Here is a 19858-nt window from a genome sequence, read left to right as displayed (position 1 = left end):
CCTGCGCCCTGCGGCGGCGCCTTATGCTGGCGGCGTGAACCGCCTCGCCCACTGCCTCGCCGCCGCCCTGCTGCTGGCGGCCCCTGCCCTTGCCGACGCCAAGCCCCGCCGCGAACCGCCGCTGAAGCCGCTGGGCACGCGGCCGGCGTTGGTGGCCTTTGCCAACGAGCTGGCCGCCGCCGAGGGCTGGAACGCCGCCGCGCTGCGCCGCCAGCTCGCGGCGGCCCGCCACCTGCCCAAGGTGCGCCAGCTCATCCTGCCCGCCAGCGCGCCCAGCGCCAAGAACTGGGGCGCCTACCGCGACCGCTTCGTCGAGCCCGCCCGCATCGAGGCCGGCCTGGCCTTCTGGCGCCAGCACGAGGACGCGCTGGCCCGCGCCCAGGCGCGCTGGGGCGTGCCGGCCGAGGTCGTCGTCGGCATCGTCGGCGTGGAGACCTACTACGGCCGCATCACCGGCGGCTTCAAGGTGCTGGACGCGCTGGCCACGCTGGCCTTCGACTTCCCTGCCGCCCACCCGCGGGCGGCCGAGCGGCAGGCCTTCTTCCGTGCCGAGCTGGCCGAGTTCCTGCGGCTCACGCGCGAGCAAGGCCTGGCCCCGGAGGACGTGCGCGGCAGCTATGCCGGTGCCTTGGGCTGGCCGCAGTTCATGCCCGGCAGCTGGCGCAAGTACGCGGTGGACTTCGACGGCGACGGCCACATCAACCTGATGGCCAGCCCGGTGGACGCCATCGGCAGCGTGGCCCACTACCTGGCCGCCTTCGGCTGGCAGGCCGGCCAGCCCACGCACTACGACATCACACTGCCCGAGGACCCTGCCGCGCGCGCCCGCCTGCTGGCCCCCGACATCAAGCCCAGCTTCAGCGCCGCCGAGCTGCAGGCCGCTGGCGCCACGCTGCCTGAGGCCGCCCGCAGTCACGCCGGCCCGCTGGCCGTCATCGAGCTGCAGAACGGCGGCCAGGCCACCACGCCGCTGCTGGGCACGCAGAACTTCTGGGTGGTGACGCGCTACAACTGGTCGGCCTACTACGCGCTGGGTGTCATCGAGCTGGGGCAGGCCGTGGCACGGGCGCGCACGGCCGCGCAGGCAGCGCCTCAGCAAGCCGCTCAGTAAGCCGGCCAGGCATCCGCGTCGGGCGTCGCGATCTCGGGCGCCGGGCCCATGGGCATGGCGGCGCTGGTGCTGCGCCGGTCCTGCCAGTAGCGCGGGCGCCGCTCGCGCTCGCACTGGCCCGCCGCTGGCGGCACATCGCTCTGCCAGCGCCAGGCGCCGCAGGTGGCGCTTTCCACGACGGCGATGCCGGCGGCCTGGTAGCGGGCCAGCACCGCGGGCGCCGGGTGGCCGAAGCGGCTGCGGTACGCGGCCTGCACCAGCGCCACCGAGGGCTGCACGGCGGCCAGCAGGGGCTCGCTGGAGGACGTCTTGCTGCCGTGGTGCGGCACCAGCATGACGTCAGCGCGCAACTCAGCCTCCCGCTGCACCAGCGCCCGCTCCTGCCCCGCCTCCAGGTCGCCCAGCAGCAGCGCGCGCCGGCCCGAAGCGGCGGTGATGCGCAGCACGCAGGACAGGTCGTTGGGCTTGAGGCCGGCATCAAAGTCCTGCGGGCGCGGGTGCAGCAGCTCAAAGCGCACGCCGTCCCACACCCAGCCCTGGCCGGCCTCGCAGCGCCGCGCGGCGGCCGGCGGGCGCTGCAGCGGGTGATCGGGCGCCAGCGAGCTGCGCAGCTCGGCCACCGGCAGCGCCTGCATCAGCGTCGCAGCGCCGCCGACGTGGTCGGTGTCGCGGTGGCTGAGCATCAGCAGATCCAGCTGCCGCACGCCCAGGCGCCGCAACAGCGGCAGCAGCACGCGCTCGCCGGCATCGGCACCGGGCGAGTAAGCCGGGCCGGTGTCGAACAGCAGCGTGCGCCCGGCGGTGCGCACCAGCACCGCATTGCCCTGCCCCACATCGGCCGCCAGCAGCTCGAACTCGCCCGGCGGCGGCCGCGGCACGGCAGGCCACAGCAGCGGCACCAGCAGGGCCAGCCCCACCAGCCGCAGCCGCCAGGGCAGCCGCAGCACCACCAGCCCCGCGCCCAGCAAGGCCAGCGCCTGCGCCCATGGCGGCGCCGCCGGCAGCCACCACACCGCGCCGGGCAGCGCCACCAGCAGCTGCAGCCAGGCCATCAGCCCCTGCGTGATCCACGCGGCCAGCGCCCACAGCGGCGGTGCCAACCCGCCCAGCAAGGCCAGCGGCGTGATCAGGAAGCTGATGACCGGGATGGCCACCAGGTTGGCCAGCAGGCCCACGGCCGACAGCTGCGCGAAGCACACCAGGCTCAGCGGCGCCAGCCCCACCGTGGCCACGGCCTGGGTGCGCAGCGCCGCCTGCAGCCGCGCGCGCCAGCCCTCGGCGCGCCGCTCGCCCGCGGCCATCAGCAGCGCCACCGCGCCGAACGACAGCCAGAAGCCCGGCTGCACCAACGCCCAGGGGTCCACCGCCGTCACCACCACGGCGGCCGCCAGCAGCACCAGCGGCCAGGGCCAGCGCAGCCCCAGGCTCTGCAAGCCGGCCACCCCGGCCAGCATCAGCACCGTGCGCTGCGCCGGCACGCCCCAGCCCGAGAACAGCGCATAGCCCAGCGCCGCCAGCACGCCCGCCCAGCGCGCCGCCGTGGGCGCCGGCCACGCCAGGCACAGGCGCCCGCTGCGCCGCCACAGCGCCCCGGCCACAGCGCTGGCCAGCCACGCGAACATCGTGACGTGCAGCCCGCTGATGCTGAACACGTGCGCCACGCCGGTGTCGCGCAGCAGCGCCCAGTCGGCGTGGGTGATGGCGTTCTGGTCGCCCAGGCTGAGCGCGGCCAGCACGCCGGCCATGCCAGGGTCGGCCACCTCGGCCTGTATGGCTGCGCGCAGGCGCTGGCGGGCGGCGTCGAGGTGCCCGGCCGGCGCGGCGGCCAGGCGCTCACCGCTGCGCACCACGCCGCTGGCGCGCAGGCCCTGCTCGAACAGCCACAGCTCGGCATCGAAGCCGCCCGGGTTGGCCAGCCCGTGGGCGCGCTTGAGTCGCGCGGTGAGGCGCCAGCGCTCGCCGGCCCCCGGTGGGCGGTCGGCCATGCCTGGGCTGGCATACGACAGCAACATCAGCCGCGGCGGCACCTCGGGCGGCAGCGCCGTCCCCGTGGGGCCCACGGATTCCACCGCGAACTCGAAGCGCCAGCCCGGCACGCCGCCCTGGCCGGTGATGGCCACGGGCAGGGAGTCGATGCGGCCGGTCAGCACCAGGTCGCGCCCTTCCCAGGCCGGGTGCAGCTCAGACGCCAGCCGCCATTCCGCGCGCAGCGCGCCCTGCGCGAAGGCCAGTGCGGCGATACCAACAGCCAGCCCCCACCAGCGCCGCCGCAGCGCGAAGCCCACCGCCAGCAGCCCGGCCAGCAGCGCGACCTCGCCCGGCGCCGGCAGCCGGGCGCACTGGTGCAGCACGGCCAGGCCGGCCAGCCAGGCCAGTGCCGCCACCGTCAGTTCCTGCACGCGCCAGCGAGCCTGCGCCAAAACCCCTCCCGCGCCCCGCTGCATGGGGGGCGGGGTGTAGCATGCCGCCGTTTTTCCGTCGCGCCATCGCGCTTCTACCCATGAGCTCCACCGCCATCCAGGCCAAGCTGGCCGAACTGGGCATCACCCTGCCGCCCCTGGCCATCCCGGCCGCCGCCTACCTGCCCTTCACCCGCACGGGCAATCTCGTCTTCCTGTCCGGCCATCTCGCCAAGAAGGACGGCAAGGTCTGGGTGGGCCAGCTGGGCAAGGACGTCGACACCGCCACCGGCCAGGCCGCCGCCCGCGCGGTCGCGGTCGACCTGCTGGGCACGCTGCAGGCCGCCACCGGCGACCTGGGCAAGGTGGTGCGCATCGTCAAGGTGATGAGCCTGGTGAACAGCACGCCCGACTTCACCGAGCAGCACCTCGTCACCAACGGCTGCTCCGAACTGCTGGCCGCCGTGCTGGGCGACGCCGGCAAGCATGCGCGCAGCGCTTTCGGCGTGGCGCAGATCCCGATGGGCGCCTGCGTCGAGATCGAGCTGATCGCCGAGGTGCGCGACTGATGTTCGTCAGCTCCCCCTCCCGGCTGCCCGGCCTGGCGCTGCTGGGCGTGGCGGTGGCCAGCTTTGCGGCTGTCGGCGTGGCGCTCGTGGCGCAGCACCAGTTCGGCGTCAAGCCTTGCCCCTGGTGCGTGCTGCAGCGCGGCATCTTCCTGCTGATCGGCGCGTTCGCGCTGCTGGGCTGGCTGGTGCGCGGCACGCGCGGGCTGCGGCAGGCCGCACTGGTGCTGGTGCTGACGCTGTGCGCGGCCGGCCTGACGGCGGCCGTGTTCCAGCACGAGGTGGCCTCGCAGACGGCCACCTGCGCCATGGGCCTGGCCGACCGCATCGTCATGGCGCTCAAGCTCGAGGAGCTGTGGCCGGCGGTGTTCATGATCACGGCCAACTGCGCCGAGGCCGCGGCCTACCGGCTGCTGGGCCTGCCCTATGAGGTCTGGAGCGGCCTGCTCTTCGCCGGCTTCGCGGCGCTCAGCGCCATGGCCATCGGCAAGCGCTGAGGCCTCACTCGCCCAGCACCACGCCCTCGCGGCGCGGGTCGGCGCCGCCGACCCAGCCGCCTTTCACGCGCTGCAGCACCTGCAGGCCGCTGGTGAGGTCGGTCTCCACGACCTGATGCCCGCGCCCGCGCAGCGCCGCCAGTTGCCCGGCCGTCAACGCGTGGCGCTCCACAATGAGTGCGCCGCCATTGAAGTGGCCAAAGTTGGGCAGGTCCACCGCCTGCTGCACCGGCAGGCCCCAGGCCAGCGCGCCGGTCAGCACCTTGGCCATGTAATGGATGATGACCGGCCCGCCTGGCGAGCCGGCCACCATGACGAGCTGCCCGCGGCGGTCGAACACCAGCGTGGGCGCCATGCTGGAGCGCGGGCGCTTGCCGGCCTCCACGCGGTTGGCCACCGGCTTGCCCTCAGCGCCGGTAGGCTGCAGCGAGAAGTCGGTCAGCTGGTTGTTCAGCAGGAAGCCACCGGCCAGGCCCGTGCCGCCATCGCTCATGACGCGGTTGCCAAAGGCGGATTCGACGCTGGTGGTCATGGCCACCGCCCGGCCCTCGGCATCGACCACGCTCACATGGCTGGTGCCGGACTCCCGTTGCGGCGCCTGCGGGGCCAGGGCTTGCCGCAGGGCACCGGGGTCCCCCGCCGTGGCGGGCGGCATCGCACGCTCGCCGATCAGCGCGGCGCGCGCCTTCAGGTAGGCCGGTGCCAGCAGCAGTTGCCAGTCACCGCCAGGCGCGGTGACGAAGGCCGGGTCGGCAATGAACTGCGCGCGGTCGGCAAACGCCAGCTTGGCGGACTCGGTGTAGGCATGCAGCCAGTCGCCCGTGAGGCCCTGGGCCGCCACGGCAGCGGGCTGGCCGTCGAGCAGGCCGAGGATCTGCATCAGCGTCAGGTGGCCCGAGGTGGGCGGGCCGAAGCCGCAAACGCGGTAGCTGCGCCAGTCGTTGCACAGCGGCGGGCGCTGCACAGGCTGGTAGCCGGCCAGGTCGGCCACGGTCAGCCGGCCGGGCCGGGCATGGCCTTGCACGCGACGGACGATGTCCTCGGCCACCGGGCCCGTGTAAAAGCCCGCAGCGCCCTGCTTCGCAATGGCGCGCAGCACGGCCGCGTAGGCCGGGTTCTTCAGCACGGTGCCGACGGGCTTGGGCACCCCGGCTGCGTCGAAGAAATACGGCCCCGCCTGTGCGTCGCTGCGCAGCGCAGTCTCGCCGGCCGCCAGCTCGAACAGCCGCGGGCTGATGGCAAAGCCCTGCTCGGCCAGCATGATGGCGGGCTCGAACAGCCGCGCCCAGGGCAGCCGGCCGTGCGACTTGTGGGCCTCGGCCAGCATGGCCACCACGCCGGGCACGCCGGTGGACAGGCCACTCAACACCGCGTCGCGCATGGCCATCGGCTTGCCGTCGGGCTTCAGGAACAGCGCGGGCGTGGCGGCAGCCGGCGCGGTCTCGCGGCCATCGAAGGTCTGCACCTGCCGGCCATCCCAGTGCAGCAGGAAGGCGCCGCCACCGATGCCGCTGGACTGCGGCTCCACCAGCCCCAGCACGGCCTGCACGGCAACCGCCGCGTCGACGGCCGAGCCGCCGGCGCGCAGCATCTCCAGTCCCGCCTGCGCGGCCAACGGGTTGGCCGCAGTGATCGCGAAGCGCTGGGCGGGCTGCGTGAGGCCGACGGTCTTGGCGGTTCGCGTGGTGGCCGCTTCGGGCTGCTCCAGCGGGGCAGCGGGCTGGCTGGCGGCCGCCAGAGCCAGCAGGGCGAGCAGGGACGACAGGGTGGCGGTGCGCAACATGACGGCCATCTTAGGCAGGCTCAGTGGCCGGGCGGGCGCGGCACATGGCTGCGCCAAAAGGCCTCCCAGCGCGCCAGCGCCCAGGTCTCGCCGTCCTCGTGCGCCGCGACGATGGCGTTGCCCACCAGGGGCTGCAGCTGGGCGCGGGCCGCCTCCACGCCTTGGCTGGCCTCCAGCCAGCCACGGTAGGCGCTCAGGAAGGACAGCCGTGCGCGGGCGTCAGCCCCCGGCAGCTTGCGGGCGGCGATGAGTGGCGCCCAGTGGCCGGCCTCGTCCAGCCGGCCGTCGTGGATCAGCATCGTCATCAGGTCGCCGGCCATTTCCGTGACCAGGCTGGCGTCGTTGCAACGCGAGCACCCCGGCTCCCGCCATTCGGCGTGCAGGTAGTGCTGCAGGTAGAAGCGGTACAGCGGGATGAATTGGGGATCGTGCCCGGCGGACAACAGAGCCGCGAGTTCGGCCGGCCGCTCACGCAGGCCGAGCATCTGCGCCCGCACCAGCTTGTAGCGGCGCTGCGCGCGATCGTCCTCGCCCAGCCCACCGGCGCGCAGCCATGCCAGTTGCGCTTCGCTGCCGGCCTGCAGAGGGTCCAGCCCGCGCCAGGGCAGCCGCGCCCACCACCAGGGCCGCGGCGCAGCCGCATCGAGCTCGGGCCAGGACGGCCAGCGGGCCTCCAGCGACAGGTCGGCCTGCCGGGCGGCCCGGTCACGCAGCGCCAGCGCCTGGCCGGCCACCACCGGCAGCGCGGCCGCCACCACCAGCAGCGCCTGCAAGCGCCGCGCGGCACGCCGCCGCTCGGGGCCAGGCTGCGGATGGCGCTTGAGCAGCCCGGTGTACGGGAAGGCCCACAGCACACCCACCACCAGCAACCCGAGCGCCGGCGCCAGGCCCAACGACAAGGGGTGCGCCGGCACAAAGGCCGCGTTGGCGGGCTGCGTCAGCGGGTCGTGCAGCAGCGTGAGCCGGTCACCCGGCTGAAGCAGGGGATACAGCGTGGGCGCCAGCAAGCTGACGCGGGCAGGCCTGTCCTCGCGGCGCGGGTCGACCACATCCACCTCGACTTCCAGCCGCACCGCGCTGCGGCTGCTGCCGGTCGGCCCCACGCGCGTGCTGCGATGGAGATCCACCACCTCGCCCTGCAGCCACAACCCATGCTGCAGCCAGCCCAGGCGTTGCTGCAGCAGCCAGCCCAGCCACAACGCCGCCAGCAGCGCTGGCAGCAACAGCAGCCCCTGCAGCACGCAGCCGCCGCGCGGCGCGGCCGGCGCCGGGCGACGCTCAGGCGGCAAAGTAGCCCAGGTCCTTCTGCGTGTAGTTGCCAATCTGCGGCAGCACCAGCGGCAGGTCGGTGGCGGACACGCCCATCCACGTTGCCAGCGTCGCGGCCAGTTGGTCCACCGAGGTCGTGGGCAGCAGCCGGCCCTGGCCCACGTCATCGGGCCCGTTGACGCTGACCGACGGCAGCGCGCCGTAGTAGCGCCCGCCCTTGACGGCGCCGCCCATGACGAAGTGGTGGCTGCCCCAGCCGTGGTCGCTGCCGTCGCCGTTGCTGGTCAGCGTGCGGCCGAAGTCGCTGGCGGTGAAGGTGGTGACCTGGTCGGCCACGCCCAGCTCCACCGTCGCGGCGTAGAAGCTGGCCATCGCGTCGTCGATCTGCTTGAGCAGCAGCGGCTGCTTGGACAGCAGCAGGTCATGCAGGTCGAAGCCGCCCAGCGCGACGAAGAACACCTGGCGCTTGGCGCCCAGCGCCTGGCGGGCGGCGATCAGCCGCGCCACCATCAGCAGCTGGTTGGACAGGCTGGCCGTGGTGTCGAACACGGTGCCCAGCGCGGCCTGGTTGGCCAGCGCCGTGCCCAGCACGGCTTGGGCATCGACCGAACGCTTGACGACGCGGTTGAGCTCGGCCTCCATCCAGTGCGTGCGGTCGGCGGTGATCAGCGAGCGCAGCGCCGTGGAGCAGGCGGCCGAGCCGAACAGCGACCGCGTGACGCCGTTGATAGGCACCGCGCCGGCCGTGGACACCTGGTATTGCACGGCCTGCTTGCCGGACATGAACACGGCATTGCCGGCGACGTTCATGCACGTGAAGGTGGACGGGTTGTTGCCGCTCAGGAAGAGATCGCCCACGCGGCCGCCCCAGCCGCTGGTGGCCCCCTCGGGCGTGCTGGCCTGCCACAGCGACTGCTGGTCGTTGTGCGAGAACAGTTTGGGCGGCAGCGGCACGCTCTTGGCCTTGTACTGGGCCAGCGTGGTGGGCTGCACCAACGTGCCGACGTTGAGCTGCACGCCCAGCCGGCCGGCATCCCACAGCGCCTTGAGGCGCGGCATCTGCGGCGCGAGCGCCATCTGGCGCCCGCCGATGCTGCCGGCCAGCGCGGTGGCGGCCAATGCGTCGCGCGGCGTGGCCAGCGTCTGGCGGATGGTGGCGTACTCGGCGTGGCTGGCGGCGTCGAACGGGATCAGCGTGTTGCCGTAGTCGTTGCCGCCGTTCAGGAACACGCACACCAGGGCCTTGTAGTCACTGGCAGCGGACTGCGCCGCCGCCTCGCCCATGACGGCCAGGTTCAGCGCCCAGGGCGCGGCCGCCCCGGCCACGCCCAGCGCGGACGCGCGGCGCAGGAACTCGCGGCGCTGCAGTTCGGGGAGTTGGTTGAGCTTCATGGCCGCCTCACTTCTGGACCAGGTATTCGGGGCAGGCCATCAGCATCAGGATGGCGGCGTAGACGCGGTTGAGCTTGCCGGCGTCGGTGGTGGCGGTGATCGTGGCGACCGCGGTGGCGATGGTGGCCTGCGTCTCGGCCGAGATGCCGCCGCCGCCCAGGCGCAGCGCCAGGTCGGCCACCAGCGCGGGCACGTCGGCCACCAGCGCCAGCTCGGCCGTGTAGCTGGCCTTGACCTCGCCGACGCCGCTGCCGATCGCCGTCTGCAGGAAGTTCAGGTAGCCCGCCACCGTGCTCTCGTTGCAGAGCTGGAATTCGGGCGCCGTGATGGCGTTGCTCCCCAGCTGGGAGTTGGGCGGCACATAGCCGGGGCGGAAGAAGTTGAACACCGACGGGCTGCGCAACGGGCTCTGGCCCAGTCGCGTGCCGGGGTTGCTGGTGTCGCCGATGTTCCACACCCCGGTGGGCGACGTCGTGTTGAAGCTGCGCGCCCACTGCACCAGGCGCAGCACCGGCTCGCGCAGCTTGCCGCCCGACGCGGCCGTGGGCACCTTGCGGGCCTCGGGGTCCAGCAGGATGGCCTTGACGACGGCCTTGAGGTCGCCGCGCACACCGGCACCGTTGTCGTTCCACACGGCGCTGACGCGGGCGATGTAGGCCGCGCTGGGATGCGAAGCCACCAGGCGCTGGATGAGCTGGCGGCCGATGAAGGGCCCGACGTTGGGATGCGCGGCCAGCGTGTCCATGGCGGTCTTCATCGCGGCGGCGCCGTCGGCAGTGGCTGGGATGGCCACGCCCAGCACCTGCTTGGCGCCGGTGGCAAAGCGCGTGGCGATGTTGAGCATGGGCCGCCGCACGTAGCTCGGGTCGGTGGTGCTGGCGCCGTCGTAGTCCCAGCCGGTGAACACGCGCGCCAGCTCGGTGATCTGCGCCTGCGTGTAGGTCTCCAGCGCCTTGCCGTCGCTGCCCAGCTTGGGGCTGCCGTCGGCGTTGAGCTGCACGAGGCCGATGCTGAACAGCTGCATGCACTCGCGGGCGTAGTTCTCGTCGGGCACGCGGCCGGTGCGGGTGTCTTCCTTCTGGTTGCCGCGCATGTTGAGGTAGACGCCCATCGCGGGCGACAGCGTCACGGCCTCCAGCAGCGCGCGGTAGTTGCCGAAGGCGTGCTGCTCCAGCAGGTCCAGGTAGGCCGCGCCCATGAAGCTGCGCCAGGACACCTCCAGCCCGTTCATCGACACGACGAAGATCTCCGACAGCGCCAGCACCACGCGCTGGCGCAGCGTGTCGGGGGCGGACATCAGCTTGCGCCAGATGGTGTTGTCCAGCCCGGCCGTGCTGTTGCGGTTGGCCTCCACCGCATAGCCGCGCTCCAGCAGCCAGTCGAAATGGCTGGCATTGACGGGCTGGGCGAACTGGGCGTCCAGCCAGGCGGCATAACCGTTGGCCTTGACGGTGGCGATGTCGGCCGTGGATGCGGCAAAGCCGGCCTGCGCCAGGAAGCGCGCAGCCTCGGCATCGGTGGGCGGCGCGGGCGGGGGCGCGGCGACGGATGCGCTGGTGCCGGGGCTGGCCGAATCGCCACCACCGCCGCCACAGGCGGTCAGCAGCGTTGCGGCGGCCAGTGCAGCCGACGGCGCGACGGAGGCAGACAGCTCACCGGCGGCGGCCGGCCGTAGCGCCGGGGGCGCGTCCAGATCAGGGATGGGGAGTTCGGGCATGGCCACCTCGCGAGTTCGGCGCGCATGATGGCAGCGCCGACGCGGGGCGGCGCGCCCGTCCGTTGTGCGCCGTGAACAACGCCCCGACCCTTACGTAGAGAAACATCTGGCCGGCGAACTGGGCACCGCTCTGGTGCCCCGCCCAACGACAACGGGCCGGCGATGGCCGGCCCGTGCGGGGCCCCGGTGCAAGCCGGGGCTGCGGTGCGAGGTCAGAGCAGCGGCACGCCGGTCTTGGCCTGCGCCTGCTCGCGCGTGACCCCGTCAGCCAGCTCCACGATGCGGATGCCGCCGGGCACGACGTCGAACACGCCGAGGTCCGTGATGATGCGGTCCACCACGCCCACACCGGTCAGCGGCAGCGTGCAGCTGGGCAGGATCTTGAAGTCCTCGCTGCCGTCCTTCTTGCGGGCGACATGCTCCATCAGCACGATGACGCGCTTGACGCCCGCCACCAGGTCCATGGCGCCGCCCATGCCCTTGACCATCTTGCCGGGGATCATCCAGTTGGCCAGGTCGCCGCTGGCGCTGACCTGCATGGCGCCCAGGATGCTGAGGTTGATCTTGCCGCCGCGGATCATCGCGAAGCTGTCGTGGCTGCCGAAGATGCTGCTGCCGGGCAGCGTCGTGACCGTCTGCTTGCCGGCGTTGATGAGGTCGGCATCGACCTCATCCTCGGTCGGGAACGGGCCGATGCCCAGCATGCCGTTCTCGCTCTGCAGCCAGACTTCCTTGTCCGCCGGCACATGGTTGGCCACCAGCGTCGGGATGCCGATGCCGAGGTTCACGTAGAAGCCGTCTTCCAGCTCCTGGGCCGCGCGCGCGGCCATCTGATCTTGTGTCCAGGCCATGTCAGCTCTCCTTCTTGGGCGACAAGGTCACCTTCTCGATGCGTTTCTCGGGGTTGGCGTTCACGACGATGCGGTGCACGTAGATGCCCGGCAGGTGGACCGCGTCCGGGTCCAGCGCGCCGGTCTCGACGACCTCCTCCACCTCCACCACCGTCAGCTTGCCGGCCATGGCCGCCGCCGGGTTGAAGTTGCGCGCCGTGCGGCGGAACACCAGGTTGCCGCTCTTGTCGGCCTTCCAGGCCTTGACCAGCGACACCTCGGGCACCAGGGCGCGCTCCATCACGTAGGTCTCGCCGTCGAACTCGCGCAGCTCCTTGCCCTCGGCCACGACGGTGCCCACGCCCGTCTTCGTGAAGAAGGCCGGGATGCCGGCGCCGCCGGCGCGCAGCTTCTCGGCCAGCGTGCCCTGGGGCGTGAACTCCAGCTCCAGCTCGCCCGCGAGGTACTGGCGCTCGAACTCCTTGTTCTCGCCGACGTAGCTGGAGATCATCTTCTTGATCTGGCGCGTCTCCAGCAGCTGGCCCAGGCCGAAGCCATCGACGCCGGCGTTGTTGGAGATCACCGTCAGGCCCTTGACGCCGCTGTCGCGCAGCGCGGCGATCAGCGCCTCGGGGATGCCGCACAGGCCGAAGCCCCCCACCGCGAGCAACTGCCCGTCCTTCACCACGCCGCGCAGCGCGTCCGCCGCGCTCGGGTACAGCTTGTTCATGTCGTCTCCTGCTGGAAGAAGGGCGCAGCGTAGCGTCGTGCCGGTGACTCGTCGATTACGCAAGATTGACTAAGCCGCCTGGCCCGGCGGGTAGGATCGCGCCCGCTCTCCACATCGACCCGCCCTCCCCGCCCGCCGTGCCGCACGACGCCCTCGACTACCGCAGCGCCTTCCAGCTGGCCCCCGTCGGCCTGGTGCTGTCGGTGCAGCGCCAGATCGTGGACTGCAACGAGCGCGTGCTGCAGATCTTCGGCGCGACGCGCAAGCAGTTGCTGGGCTGCAGCTTCGCGGTGCTCTATCCCAGCGCCGCCGAGTTCGAGCGCACCGGCGCCCGCATCATTGCCAGCCTCGACGCGCAGGGCCATTACGCCGACGACCGCGTGATGCGCCGCGTGGCCACGGGCGAGCCCTTCTGGTGCCACGTGACCGGCCGCGCACTCGACCCGACCGACCCGCATGCCCGCGGCATCTGGAGCTTTGAGGACCTGTCTGCGCGCCGCCAGATCACGGCCGACCTGACGCCGCGCGAACGCGAGATCGCCGCGCTGCTGGTGCAGGGCCACACCAGCAAGCTGATCGGCCGCCAACTCGGCGTGAGCCCGCGGACCGTGGACATCTACCGCGGCCGGTTGATGAAGAAGTACCAGGCGGGCAGCACGCCCGAACTGATCCACAAGCTGCTTTCCGCATGAGCCATTCCGCGCCGCACGCCCCCGAACTGCCCTACTGCCGCAACTGCCACTACACGCTGGCCGTGCCGCGGCCTGTGTACTGCGGCCACTGCGGGCAGGAGACCGACCTGCATCCGCCGTCGGTGCGCGAGATGCTGACCGAGTACCTGGGGCATTACGTCGCGCTGGACGGGCCGCTGTGGCGCACGCTGTGGGCGCTGATCTGCCTGCCCGGCCTGCTGACGAACGCCTACTTCCACGGCGCCCGCCGCCGCTACGTGCTGCCGCTGCGCGTCTACCTCAGCGCGAGCTTCGTTTTCTTCGTCGGCTGGGCGCTGCTGCCGCAAGGGCCCACGCAGTTCATCGAGGCCGGCCCGTCAACGCAGGCCGAAACGGTCGTGCCGGCCACGACAAAGGACAGGAACGAGGCGCCCGCCAGCGGCGCCAGCGCGCCACGCCGGAACACCCAGATCGGCGACTGCGACCCCGCACGCCCGCAGAGCTGCAATGCGGTCGAGCGCTGGGTGGACGGCGCCATGCACAAGGCCGCCCAGATGACGCTCGAGCAATGGAAGGCGCGGGCCCGCGCGCTGGCGCCCTACGCGATGCTGGCGATGCAGCCGGTGTTCGCGGCGCTGTTGCTGCTGACGTTTGCCGGCAGCGGCCGACGCTATGCCGAGCATTTCGTGTTCTCGCTGCACAGCCACAGCCTGTGGTTCCTGGCGCTGCTGCTGGCCATTGCCGCGTCGCTGGAGGGCAGCCTGCTGATGGCTGTGTTCGCCCACGGGCTGGTGGCCCTGCGGCGGGTCTACGGCCTGGGCTGGTGGGGCGCGCTATGGCGCGGGCTGGTGCTGAGCTGCCTGTATTTCGTGCTGCTGGCCATGGTGGCCACCGCGTTCGCGCTGCTGATCGCCGCCACCGCCTGACCGGCTCAGTTGAACACCCGCTGGCGCAGCCACTTGGTTGCCACCCACTTCTCGCCCTCCAGCACGGGCGAGCCGCCATGCAGGCTCTGCGTGGACGGGTGCGGCCGGTCGTAGCTGAAGAACACCGCATGGCCCTTCACGGGCGCGACGTCCAGGCCGATGTCCGGGAAGATGGTGGAGCCGCCGGCCGCGGGCGTGTTCAGGTAGATCACCAGCGTGCCCACGCGCTGCCCGCCGCGCTTGAGGATGTTGGGCGTGCCGACGTGGCTGGGGTCGAAGTAGTCGTAGTGCGGCTGGTACTCGGCGCCGGGCCGATAGCGCAGCACCTGCAGGCCCTCGCCATGGTCCAGCGGCCAGCGCAGCAGCGTCGCGATGCGCGACTCCACGCGCCGGATCAGCTCCGTCTCGCAGCGCTCGAAGAACATGCCGTCGCTGGTGCGCGCCGCGTTCACCTCGCTGCCGTCGTTGCCGGTGGCCACCGTCTCGGAGCGCGACAGCCGCTTGGACGCGAGCGCGACGATGCCATCGCATTCCTCGTCGGACAGCAGGTCGGCAAACACCACCACGCGCGGCTGGCGCAGCGCCATGACGACCTTGACCTGCCGGTCCCCCACATCCAGCAGCGGCGTGAAGCGGCTCAGGTCGGGCTCGGGCAGGCCGGGCGTGCTGCCGTCGGCCGTGGTCAGCGTGGCCGACTGGCCCAGCGTGCGCGCCAGTGCCTGGCGGGCGATGGCCTCGTCCCAGCCGCTGCCCAGCATGGCCGCCAGGATGCTCTCGGACGCGTGGCCGACGCGGCTCTGCTCGGCAATCCATGCACACAGCTCGGGGGTGATGACTTGTTGGCTCATGACTTGCGGCGAAAAACCAGTCGATCCGGGGAAGACACGTCAGGCGTGAAACGATAGCCGTCCAGGTTGAAGGCCTGAAGACCGTCCGGCGTCTCAAGGCGCTGCTGGATGGCGAAGCGCGCCATCAGGCCCCGGGCGCGCTTGGCGAAGAAGCTGATGATCTTGTAGTCGCCGTTCTTCCAGTCCTCGAACTGGCACTCCACGACACGCGGTTTCAGCACCTTGCGATCCGCCGCGCGGAAGTACTCCTGCGACGCCAGGTTCACGATGACGGGCGCCTTCTCGCCCGCCGCGAGCTTGTTCAGGTGGAGCGCCAGGCGGTCACCCCACCAGTCGTACAGACTGGCACCGGCCGGCGTGGCCAGCCGCGTGCCCATCTCCAGGCGGTAGGGCTGCATGCGGTCCAGCGGGCGCAGGATGCCGTACAGCCCCGACAACATGCGCACATGCTGCTGCGCCCAGGCGATGTCGTCAGCGGACAGCGTCTTCGCGTCCAGCCCGTCGTAGACATCGCCGTTGAAGGCCAGCACGGCGGGCTTGCTGTTCTTGTCGGTGAAGCGCGGGCGCCAGGCGGCGTAGCGGTCCACGTTGAGCTGAGCGAGCGGCTCGGACAGATCCATCAGCGTGCGCACCTCGTCCACCGACTTGGTGCGCAGCACGTCGATGAGGGCGGCGGTGTCGTCGAGGAACTGCGGGCGGGTCAGCGCGTCGGCCAGTACGGGGGGCGTCGGCGTGTCGTAATCGAGCGACTTGGCGGGCGAAAGCAGGAACAGCATGGCGCGGATTTTGGCGCCTGTTCGGGGTGGCTCCCGCTCAGCCCGGCACGGCCTCGCCGCCGAAACGGTCCAGCGCCAGCAGCACGGCCACCACCACCAGCGCCGCCACCGGCCCCGCGGCCGGCACCAGCAAGGCCGCCACGACCGGCACCACCAGCACCAGCTGGCGCAGCCCCACGCCGTACAGCAGGCCGGCGCGGCGCACATAGCGCACGCCGACGTCCGCCCAGCCCGCGCGCACCGGCGAGGCCGTGGGCATGCCGACGATGAAACCAGCGTGGTTGTAGAAGCGCACCGCCATCAGGCTGGCCACCAGCGAGGCCGACAGCAGCGCCAGCAGCACCAGTTCCATCAGCAGGCGTGGCCCGCCCTGCCCCAGCCCGCCGGTGCCGGCCAGGCCAGCGTGCAGGGAGGGCGCGGCCAGCGTGGCCGCCCCCATCAGAGCCAGCGCGGCGGTGGACGCCAGCAGCGTCGCCGACATCAGCGAGTTGCGCAGCGTCTGCACCGCCAGCAGCTCCGAGCCTGGCTGGCCCGACACCGCACGCAGCCAGTCCTCGCGCAGCCCCGCATGCCGGGCGGGCGCCAGCTGGCGCGGCAGCAGCAGCACGGCTTCGTACAGGCCCGTGATCGCCAGCGTCAGCGCGACGCCGGCCCATGCCCAAGCGGCGTCCATGGCTCAGCCCTGGCGGCGCCGTTCGAGCAGCTCGAACACGCCCATGCCCGCCAGCATGGCGGCAACGAACACCAGCGCCTTCAGCTCGCCCATGCCCAGCGCCACCAGCGCCGGGCCCGGGCAAAAGCCGGCCAGCCCCCAGCCGGCACCGAACATCAGGCTGCCGACCAGCAGGCGGCGGTCGATGACGCTGGCCGTCGGCAGCCGCAGCGGCAGGCCCAGCAGCGTGACCTCGCGCCGCCGCGCCACCGTGAAGGCCAGCAGACCCACAGCGATGGCGCCCACCATGACCAGGGCGAGCGACGGGTCCCAGGCACCGGCCAGGTCCAGAAAGCCCAGCACCTTGGCCGGGCTGGCCATGCCCGACAGGATCAGGCCCAGGCCGAACACCAGGCCGGCCAGCAACGATGTGAAGATGGACATGGCAGCTCCTCAGAAACCCACAACGTGACGCAGCAGGAACACGGTGGCAAAACCTGCCCCCATGAAGGCCAGCGTCGCCGCCAGCGAACGCGGCGACAGCCGGGACAGGCCGCAGACCCCATGCCCGCTGGTACAGCCCGCGCCGTAGCGCGTGCCCACGCCGACCAGCAGGCCGGCCAGCACCAGCGCGGGCCAGCCCGCATCGATACGCGGCAACGGCACGGCCGTGAACAGCGCATAGGCCAGCGGCGCGCCCACCAGGCCCAGCACAAAGGCCACGCGCCAGGCCACGTCGCCGCGGGCCGGCCGCAGCAGCCCGCCCAGCACGCCACTGATGCCGGCGATGCGGCCGTTCAGCAGCACAAACAGCGCCGCCGCGAGGCCGATGAGCGCACCGCCAGCCAGCGAGGCCACGGGCGTGAAAGCGTTCCAGTCGATGTTCATGGATTACTCCTTGGGGCAATAGAGGCTGTAGAGCACAGCAAGCACCTGCAGCAGCCGCTCATCGGCCACGCGGTAGAAGATGCGCTTGCCGTCGCGCCGCGTGTCCACCACGCCCTCGGCACGCAGCACGCCCAGTTGCTGCGACAGCGTCGGCTGGCGGATGCCCAGCACCTCTTCCAACTCGCCGACGGCCATCTCGCCCTGCGACAGTTGGCACAGCAGCAGCAGGCGGTCTTCGTTGGCCAGCACCTTCAGGGCGGCGACCGCCTGGCCGGCGGCCTGGCGCAGCGTGGCGGGGTCGATGAGGACGGGGTTGGACATGTCAGGCTCCGTGGCGTTGACTTCATTATGCAAACAAATATAATGTCCGTCAATATATTGAACCAAGCAGGAGCACGCATGACCGCTCGCACCACCGTCCAGGCCTTCTTCGACGACAAGACCTGGACCGTCTCCTACGTCATCGTGGACACGGCCACGCGCAGCGCGGCCATCGTTGACCCGGTGCTGGATTTCGACTTCAAGTCCGGCCGCACCCACACGCTGCAGGCCGACAAGCTCATCGCCCATGTGCGCGAGCACGGCCTGACGGTGCAGTGGATCCTGGAGACCCACGCCCACGCCGACCACCTCTCCAGCGCCCGCTACCTGCAGCAGCACCTGGGCGGGCGCATCGCCATCGGCGAGCGCATCACGCAGGTGCAGCAGACCTTCAAGAAGCTGTTCAACCTGGAGCGCGGCTTCCTGCCCGACGGCACGCAGTTCGACCACCTCTTCCAGGACGACGAGGTCTTCCACATCGGCGGCGTCGAGGCACGCGCACTGCTGGTGCCGGGCCACACGCCGGCCGACATGGCCTACCTCGTCGACGGCGCGGTGTTCGTCGGCGACACGCTGTTCATGCCCGATGTCGGCTCGGCCCGTGCCGACTTCCCCGGCGGCGATGCGCACGCGCTGTACGCATCCATGCGGCGCATCCTGGCCCTGCCGCCCGAGACGCGCATGTTCGTCTGCCACGACTACCCGCCCGCGGGCCGCGCCCCGGCCTGGGAGACCACCGTGGCCGCGCAGCGCGCTCACAACATCCATGCCCGCGACAGCATCGGCGAGGCCGAGTTCGTGCAGATGCGCCAGGCGCGCGACGCGACGCTGGACGTGCCCACGCTGATCCTGCCGTCCATCCAGGTCAACATCCGCGCCGGGCAGTTGCCGCCGCCCGAGGACGATGGCGTCAGCTACCTGAAGATCCCGCTCAACGTGATCGGCCGCGCCCAGCCATGAAAAAACCCCGCCGTGGCGGGGTTCGGTCGACGCTGCTGCCGGGGCTTACTTGACCAGCAGCGAGTTGACGGCGCTCAGGTCCTCGGCGCGCAGCTGGCCCGAGGCCTGGCGCAGCTTGAGACCGGTCACGACCACGTCGTAGCGCGCCTTGGCCAGGTCGCGCTGCGTGGAGTAGAGCTGGGTCTGCGCGTTCAGCACGTCCAGGTTCACCCGCACGCCGACCTTGTAGCCCAGCTGCGTGGCTTCCAGCGCCAGCTTGGTGGACGACTCGGCGGCCTCGTAGGCGGCCACCTGGGCCTTCAGCGACTGCACGCCGAAGAAGGCGCGACGCGTGGCCTCGGCCACGCTGCGGCGGGCGAAGTCCAGGTCGTTGCGGGCCTTGTCCTCCAGCACCAGGGTTTCCTTGATGCGGTTCTGCGTCGCGCCGCCGGTGTAGAGCGGGTAGGTCAGGGTCAGGCCCAGCGACGCGTTCTTGCTCGTGCCCACACCGGAGGACTGCGCCGCCAGGCCGCTCAGGCTGTTGTGCAGGTTCTGGGCGCCCAGCGTGGCGCTGGCGTCCAGCGTGGGGCGCTCGCCGGCACGGGCGATCTGCGTGTCCAGCTGCGCCACCTCCAGGCCGAGACGGGCCTTGCGCACCAGCGGGTGCTGGTCATCGGCCGTGGCCACCCAGGTCTCGACCTCGGTGCTGGGCAGCGCCGGCAGCGCCACCGGCTGGATCAGGCCCTTGGGCTCCACGCCCACGCGGCCGACGAACTGGTCGAGCGTCACGCGCTTGACGCGCAGGTCGTTGTCAGCGGCCAGCTCCTGCGCAACGGCCAGGTCGTACTTGGCCTGGGCTTCGCGGGTGTCGGTGATGGTGGCCGTGCCGACCTCGAAGTTGCGCTTGGCCGACGCCAGCTGCTCGGCGATGGCCTTCTTGTTGGCCTGCGTGGTGGACAGCGCGTCCTTGGCGGCCAGCACATCGAAGTAGGCCGTGGCCAGGCGCACGATGAGGTCCTGCTCGGCCGACTCCAGATCAGCCTGGGCCACGGCCTGCCCGCGGCGCGCCTTGTCGATGGTCGGCAGGCTGGCTGCGTTGTAGACCGAGTACTTGCCCTGCAGGCCGGCCGTCAGCGTGCGCGACGTGATGTTGCTGCCAGCCGGCGGCTCGGCACGCGCTGCGGTGGCGGCGGCCGACAGGCCCAACGTCGGGCGCGTCAGCGCCTCGGCCTGCGCCGCGCGGGCACCGGCCGCCTCCGCGTTGGCGCGGCTGGCCAGGTAGGTCGCGTCATAGCCGCGCGCGGCGTCATACAGCTCCTGCAGGCTCTGCGCCTGGGCCGCGCCAGCGATCAGAAGGCCGGCAGCCACGGCCAGCGGTTGCAGGATCAGGCGTTGAGCGGTGACGAGAGGCATGAGGTTCCTTGGCTGGAGCGATGGATGAAGCAGCGGCCGGGGTTATAGAGCCAAATGCACCCGGTGACTGAAGCCATGTGACGAGTTACGCCCCGACGGCGGCAAACGGCAATAGGCGGCGACGGGCGGC

At 71.8% G+C, this 19858-nt stretch carries 20 protein-coding genes; 6 read left to right on the top strand and 14 right to left on the bottom strand.

Going from position 1 to position 19858, the window contains the following annotated elements; translation table 11 throughout:
* Window positions 1-34 precede the first annotated feature (34 nt).
* Window positions 35-1111 carry a lytic murein transglycosylase B gene (gene mltB, locus NYO99_RS03590; protein WP_268165726.1) on the top strand — a complete coding sequence of 359 codons (1077 nt, stop codon included), beginning with the start codon at window positions 35-37 and terminating at the stop codon, window positions 1109-1111.
* Here the strand turns inward: mltB and NYO99_RS03585 are convergent.
* Window positions 1105-3510 carry a DNA internalization-related competence protein ComEC/Rec2 gene (locus NYO99_RS03585; RefSeq protein WP_268165725.1) on the bottom strand — a complete coding sequence of 802 codons (2406 nt, stop codon included), beginning with the start codon at window positions 3508-3510 and terminating at the stop codon, window positions 1105-1107. The genes mltB and NYO99_RS03585 overlap by 7 nt on opposite strands.
* Window positions 3511-3611: 101 nt before the next feature.
* Between NYO99_RS03585 and NYO99_RS03580 the strand changes: the two genes are divergently transcribed.
* Complete coding sequence (locus NYO99_RS03580) at window positions 3612-4079, top strand: RidA family protein (protein WP_268165724.1); 468 nt, start codon at window positions 3612-3614, stop codon at window positions 4077-4079.
* The gene (locus NYO99_RS03575; protein WP_268165723.1) at window positions 4079-4573 is read left to right on the top strand and encodes a disulfide bond formation protein B; all 495 of its coding nucleotides are present in this window, start codon (window positions 4079-4081) and stop codon (window positions 4571-4573) included. The genes NYO99_RS03580 and NYO99_RS03575 overlap by 1 nt, the downstream gene beginning before the upstream one ends.
* Window positions 4574-4577: 4 nt before the next feature.
* Here NYO99_RS03575 and NYO99_RS03570 read toward each other — a convergent pair whose 3' ends face one another.
* The 6 genes from NYO99_RS03570 to NYO99_RS03545 all read right to left on the bottom strand — a co-directional run bounded on the left by NYO99_RS03570 (window position 4578) and on the right by NYO99_RS03545 (window position 12294).
* Window positions 4578-6356 carry a gamma-glutamyltransferase family protein gene (locus NYO99_RS03570; protein WP_268165722.1) on the bottom strand — a complete coding sequence of 593 codons (1779 nt, stop codon included), beginning with the start codon at window positions 6354-6356 and terminating at the stop codon, window positions 4578-4580.
* 20 nt (window positions 6357-6376) lie between these two features.
* Window positions 6377-7645 carry a hypothetical protein gene (locus NYO99_RS03565; protein WP_268165721.1) on the bottom strand — a complete coding sequence of 423 codons (1269 nt, stop codon included), beginning with the start codon at window positions 7643-7645 and terminating at the stop codon, window positions 6377-6379.
* Window positions 7635-9017: a DUF1501 domain-containing protein gene (locus NYO99_RS03560; protein WP_268165720.1), complete on the bottom strand. Its 1383-nt coding sequence runs from the start codon at window positions 9015-9017 to the stop codon at window positions 7635-7637. Before NYO99_RS03560 ends, NYO99_RS03565 begins: the two co-directional genes overlap by 11 nt.
* 7 nt (window positions 9018-9024) lie before the next feature.
* Window positions 9025-10734, bottom strand: a complete 1710-nt coding sequence (locus tag NYO99_RS03555; protein WP_268165719.1) for a DUF1800 domain-containing protein — start codon at window positions 10732-10734, stop codon at window positions 9025-9027.
* Window positions 10735-10946: 212 nt separating this feature from the next.
* A complete protein-coding gene (locus NYO99_RS03550) occupies window positions 10947-11585 on the bottom strand; it encodes a CoA transferase subunit B (RefSeq protein ID WP_268165718.1) in 639 nt (212 codons plus the stop codon).
* 1 nt (window position 11586) lies between these two features.
* Window positions 11587-12294: a CoA transferase subunit A gene (locus NYO99_RS03545; protein ID WP_268165717.1), complete on the bottom strand. Its 708-nt coding sequence runs from the start codon at window positions 12292-12294 to the stop codon at window positions 11587-11589.
* Window positions 12295-12431: 137 nt separating this feature from the next.
* Here NYO99_RS03545 and NYO99_RS03540 point away from each other — a divergent pair, with 137 nt between their 5' ends.
* Both NYO99_RS03540 and NYO99_RS03535 read left to right on the top strand, forming a co-directional pair.
* Complete coding sequence (locus tag NYO99_RS03540) at window positions 12432-12986, top strand: LuxR C-terminal-related transcriptional regulator (RefSeq protein WP_268165716.1); 555 nt, start codon at window positions 12432-12434, stop codon at window positions 12984-12986.
* Window positions 12983-13891 (top strand): DUF3667 domain-containing protein, encoded by a 909-nt coding sequence (locus NYO99_RS03535; RefSeq protein ID WP_268165715.1) that lies wholly within the window; start codon window positions 12983-12985, stop codon window positions 13889-13891. The genes NYO99_RS03540 and NYO99_RS03535 overlap by 4 nt, the downstream gene beginning before the upstream one ends.
* A gap of 5 nt (window positions 13892-13896) precedes the next feature.
* Here the strand turns inward: NYO99_RS03535 and NYO99_RS03530 are convergent, their stop codons facing one another.
* The 6 genes from NYO99_RS03530 to NYO99_RS03505 are packed head-to-tail and all read right to left on the bottom strand — an operon-like array spanning window position 13897 to window position 17376.
* Window positions 13897-14739 (bottom strand): 2OG-Fe(II) oxygenase, encoded by an 843-nt coding sequence (locus tag NYO99_RS03530; protein WP_268165714.1) that lies wholly within the window; start codon window positions 14737-14739, stop codon window positions 13897-13899.
* Window positions 14736-15515 (bottom strand): peroxide stress protein YaaA, encoded by a 780-nt coding sequence (gene yaaA / locus NYO99_RS03525; protein ID WP_268165713.1) that lies wholly within the window; start codon window positions 15513-15515, stop codon window positions 14736-14738. The genes NYO99_RS03530 and yaaA overlap by 4 nt, the downstream gene beginning before the upstream one ends.
* A 37-nt stretch (window positions 15516-15552) precedes the next feature.
* Window positions 15553-16188 carry a DUF599 family protein gene (locus NYO99_RS03520; RefSeq protein ID WP_268165712.1) on the bottom strand — a complete coding sequence of 212 codons (636 nt, stop codon included), beginning with the start codon at window positions 16186-16188 and terminating at the stop codon, window positions 15553-15555.
* A gap of 3 nt (window positions 16189-16191) precedes the next feature.
* Complete coding sequence (locus tag NYO99_RS03515; protein WP_268165711.1) at window positions 16192-16611, bottom strand: DUF6691 family protein; 420 nt, start codon at window positions 16609-16611, stop codon at window positions 16192-16194.
* A gap of 9 nt (window positions 16612-16620) precedes the next feature.
* Complete coding sequence (locus tag NYO99_RS03510; RefSeq protein ID WP_268165710.1) at window positions 16621-17055, bottom strand: YeeE/YedE family protein; 435 nt, start codon at window positions 17053-17055, stop codon at window positions 16621-16623.
* Between the two features lie 3 nt (window positions 17056-17058).
* The gene (locus tag NYO99_RS03505; protein WP_268165709.1) at window positions 17059-17376 is read right to left on the bottom strand and encodes an ArsR/SmtB family transcription factor; all 318 of its coding nucleotides are present in this window, start codon (window positions 17374-17376) and stop codon (window positions 17059-17061) included.
* A gap of 78 nt (window positions 17377-17454) precedes the next feature.
* Between NYO99_RS03505 and NYO99_RS03500 the strand changes: the two genes are divergently transcribed.
* On the top strand, window positions 17455-18336 hold the full coding sequence (locus NYO99_RS03500; RefSeq protein WP_268165708.1) for an MBL fold metallo-hydrolase: 882 nt from the start codon (window positions 17455-17457) through the stop codon (window positions 18334-18336).
* Window positions 18337-18381: 45 nt separating this feature from the next.
* Here NYO99_RS03500 and NYO99_RS03495 read toward each other — a convergent pair whose 3' ends face one another.
* Window positions 18382-19728 carry a TolC family outer membrane protein gene (locus NYO99_RS03495; protein ID WP_268165707.1) on the bottom strand — a complete coding sequence of 449 codons (1347 nt, stop codon included), beginning with the start codon at window positions 19726-19728 and terminating at the stop codon, window positions 18382-18384.
* Between the last annotated feature and the right edge of the window lie 130 nt (window positions 19729-19858).

This window comes from Roseateles hydrophilus (genome assembly GCF_026712245.1).
Lineage (GTDB): Bacteria > Pseudomonadota > Gammaproteobacteria > Burkholderiales > Burkholderiaceae_C > Pelomonas > Pelomonas hydrophilus.
The sequence above is the reverse complement of the archived record's forward strand: the minus strand, read 5'-3'. Positions and strand labels throughout refer to the sequence as shown.

Bases quoted from the DNA above. Each gene is read 5' to 3' on its own strand.
- NYO99_RS03575 (WP_268165723.1), top strand. From the start codon at position 4,079: ATGTTCGTCAGCTCCCCCTCCCGGCTGCCCGGCCTGGCGCTGCTGGGC.
- NYO99_RS03515 (WP_268165711.1), bottom strand. From the start codon at position 16,611: ATGTCCATCTTCACATCGTTGCTGGCCGGCCTGGTGTTCGGCCTGGGC.
- NYO99_RS03505 (WP_268165709.1), bottom strand. From the start codon at position 17,376: ATGTCCAACCCCGTCCTCATCGACCCCGCCACGCTGCGCCAGGCCGCC.
- NYO99_RS03520 (WP_268165712.1), bottom strand. From the start codon at position 16,188: ATGGACGCCGCTTGGGCATGGGCCGGCGTCGCGCTGACGCTGGCGATC.
- NYO99_RS03560 (WP_268165720.1), bottom strand. From the start codon at position 9,017: ATGAAGCTCAACCAACTCCCCGAACTGCAGCGCCGCGAGTTCCTGCGC.
- NYO99_RS03530 (WP_268165714.1), bottom strand. From the start codon at position 14,739: ATGAGCCAACAAGTCATCACCCCCGAGCTGTGTGCATGGATTGCCGAG.
- NYO99_RS03510 (WP_268165710.1), bottom strand. From the start codon at position 17,055: ATGAACATCGACTGGAACGCTTTCACGCCCGTGGCCTCGCTGGCTGGC.
- NYO99_RS03550 (WP_268165718.1), bottom strand. From the start codon at position 11,585: ATGGCCTGGACACAAGATCAGATGGCCGCGCGCGCGGCCCAGGAGCTG.
- yaaA (WP_268165713.1), bottom strand. From the start codon at position 15,515: ATGCTGTTCCTGCTTTCGCCCGCCAAGTCGCTCGATTACGACACGCCG.
- NYO99_RS03545 (WP_268165717.1), bottom strand. From the start codon at position 12,294: ATGAACAAGCTGTACCCGAGCGCGGCGGACGCGCTGCGCGGCGTGGTG.
- NYO99_RS03580 (WP_268165724.1), top strand. From the start codon at position 3,612: ATGAGCTCCACCGCCATCCAGGCCAAGCTGGCCGAACTGGGCATCACC.
- NYO99_RS03535 (WP_268165715.1), top strand. From the start codon at position 12,983: ATGAGCCATTCCGCGCCGCACGCCCCCGAACTGCCCTACTGCCGCAAC.
- NYO99_RS03570 (WP_268165722.1), bottom strand. From the start codon at position 6,356: ATGTTGCGCACCGCCACCCTGTCGTCCCTGCTCGCCCTGCTGGCTCTG.
- NYO99_RS03495 (WP_268165707.1), bottom strand. From the start codon at position 19,728: ATGCCTCTCGTCACCGCTCAACGCCTGATCCTGCAACCGCTGGCCGTG.
- NYO99_RS03500 (WP_268165708.1), top strand. From the start codon at position 17,455: ATGACCGCTCGCACCACCGTCCAGGCCTTCTTCGACGACAAGACCTGG.
- NYO99_RS03555 (WP_268165719.1), bottom strand. From the start codon at position 10,734: ATGCCCGAACTCCCCATCCCTGATCTGGACGCGCCCCCGGCGCTACGG.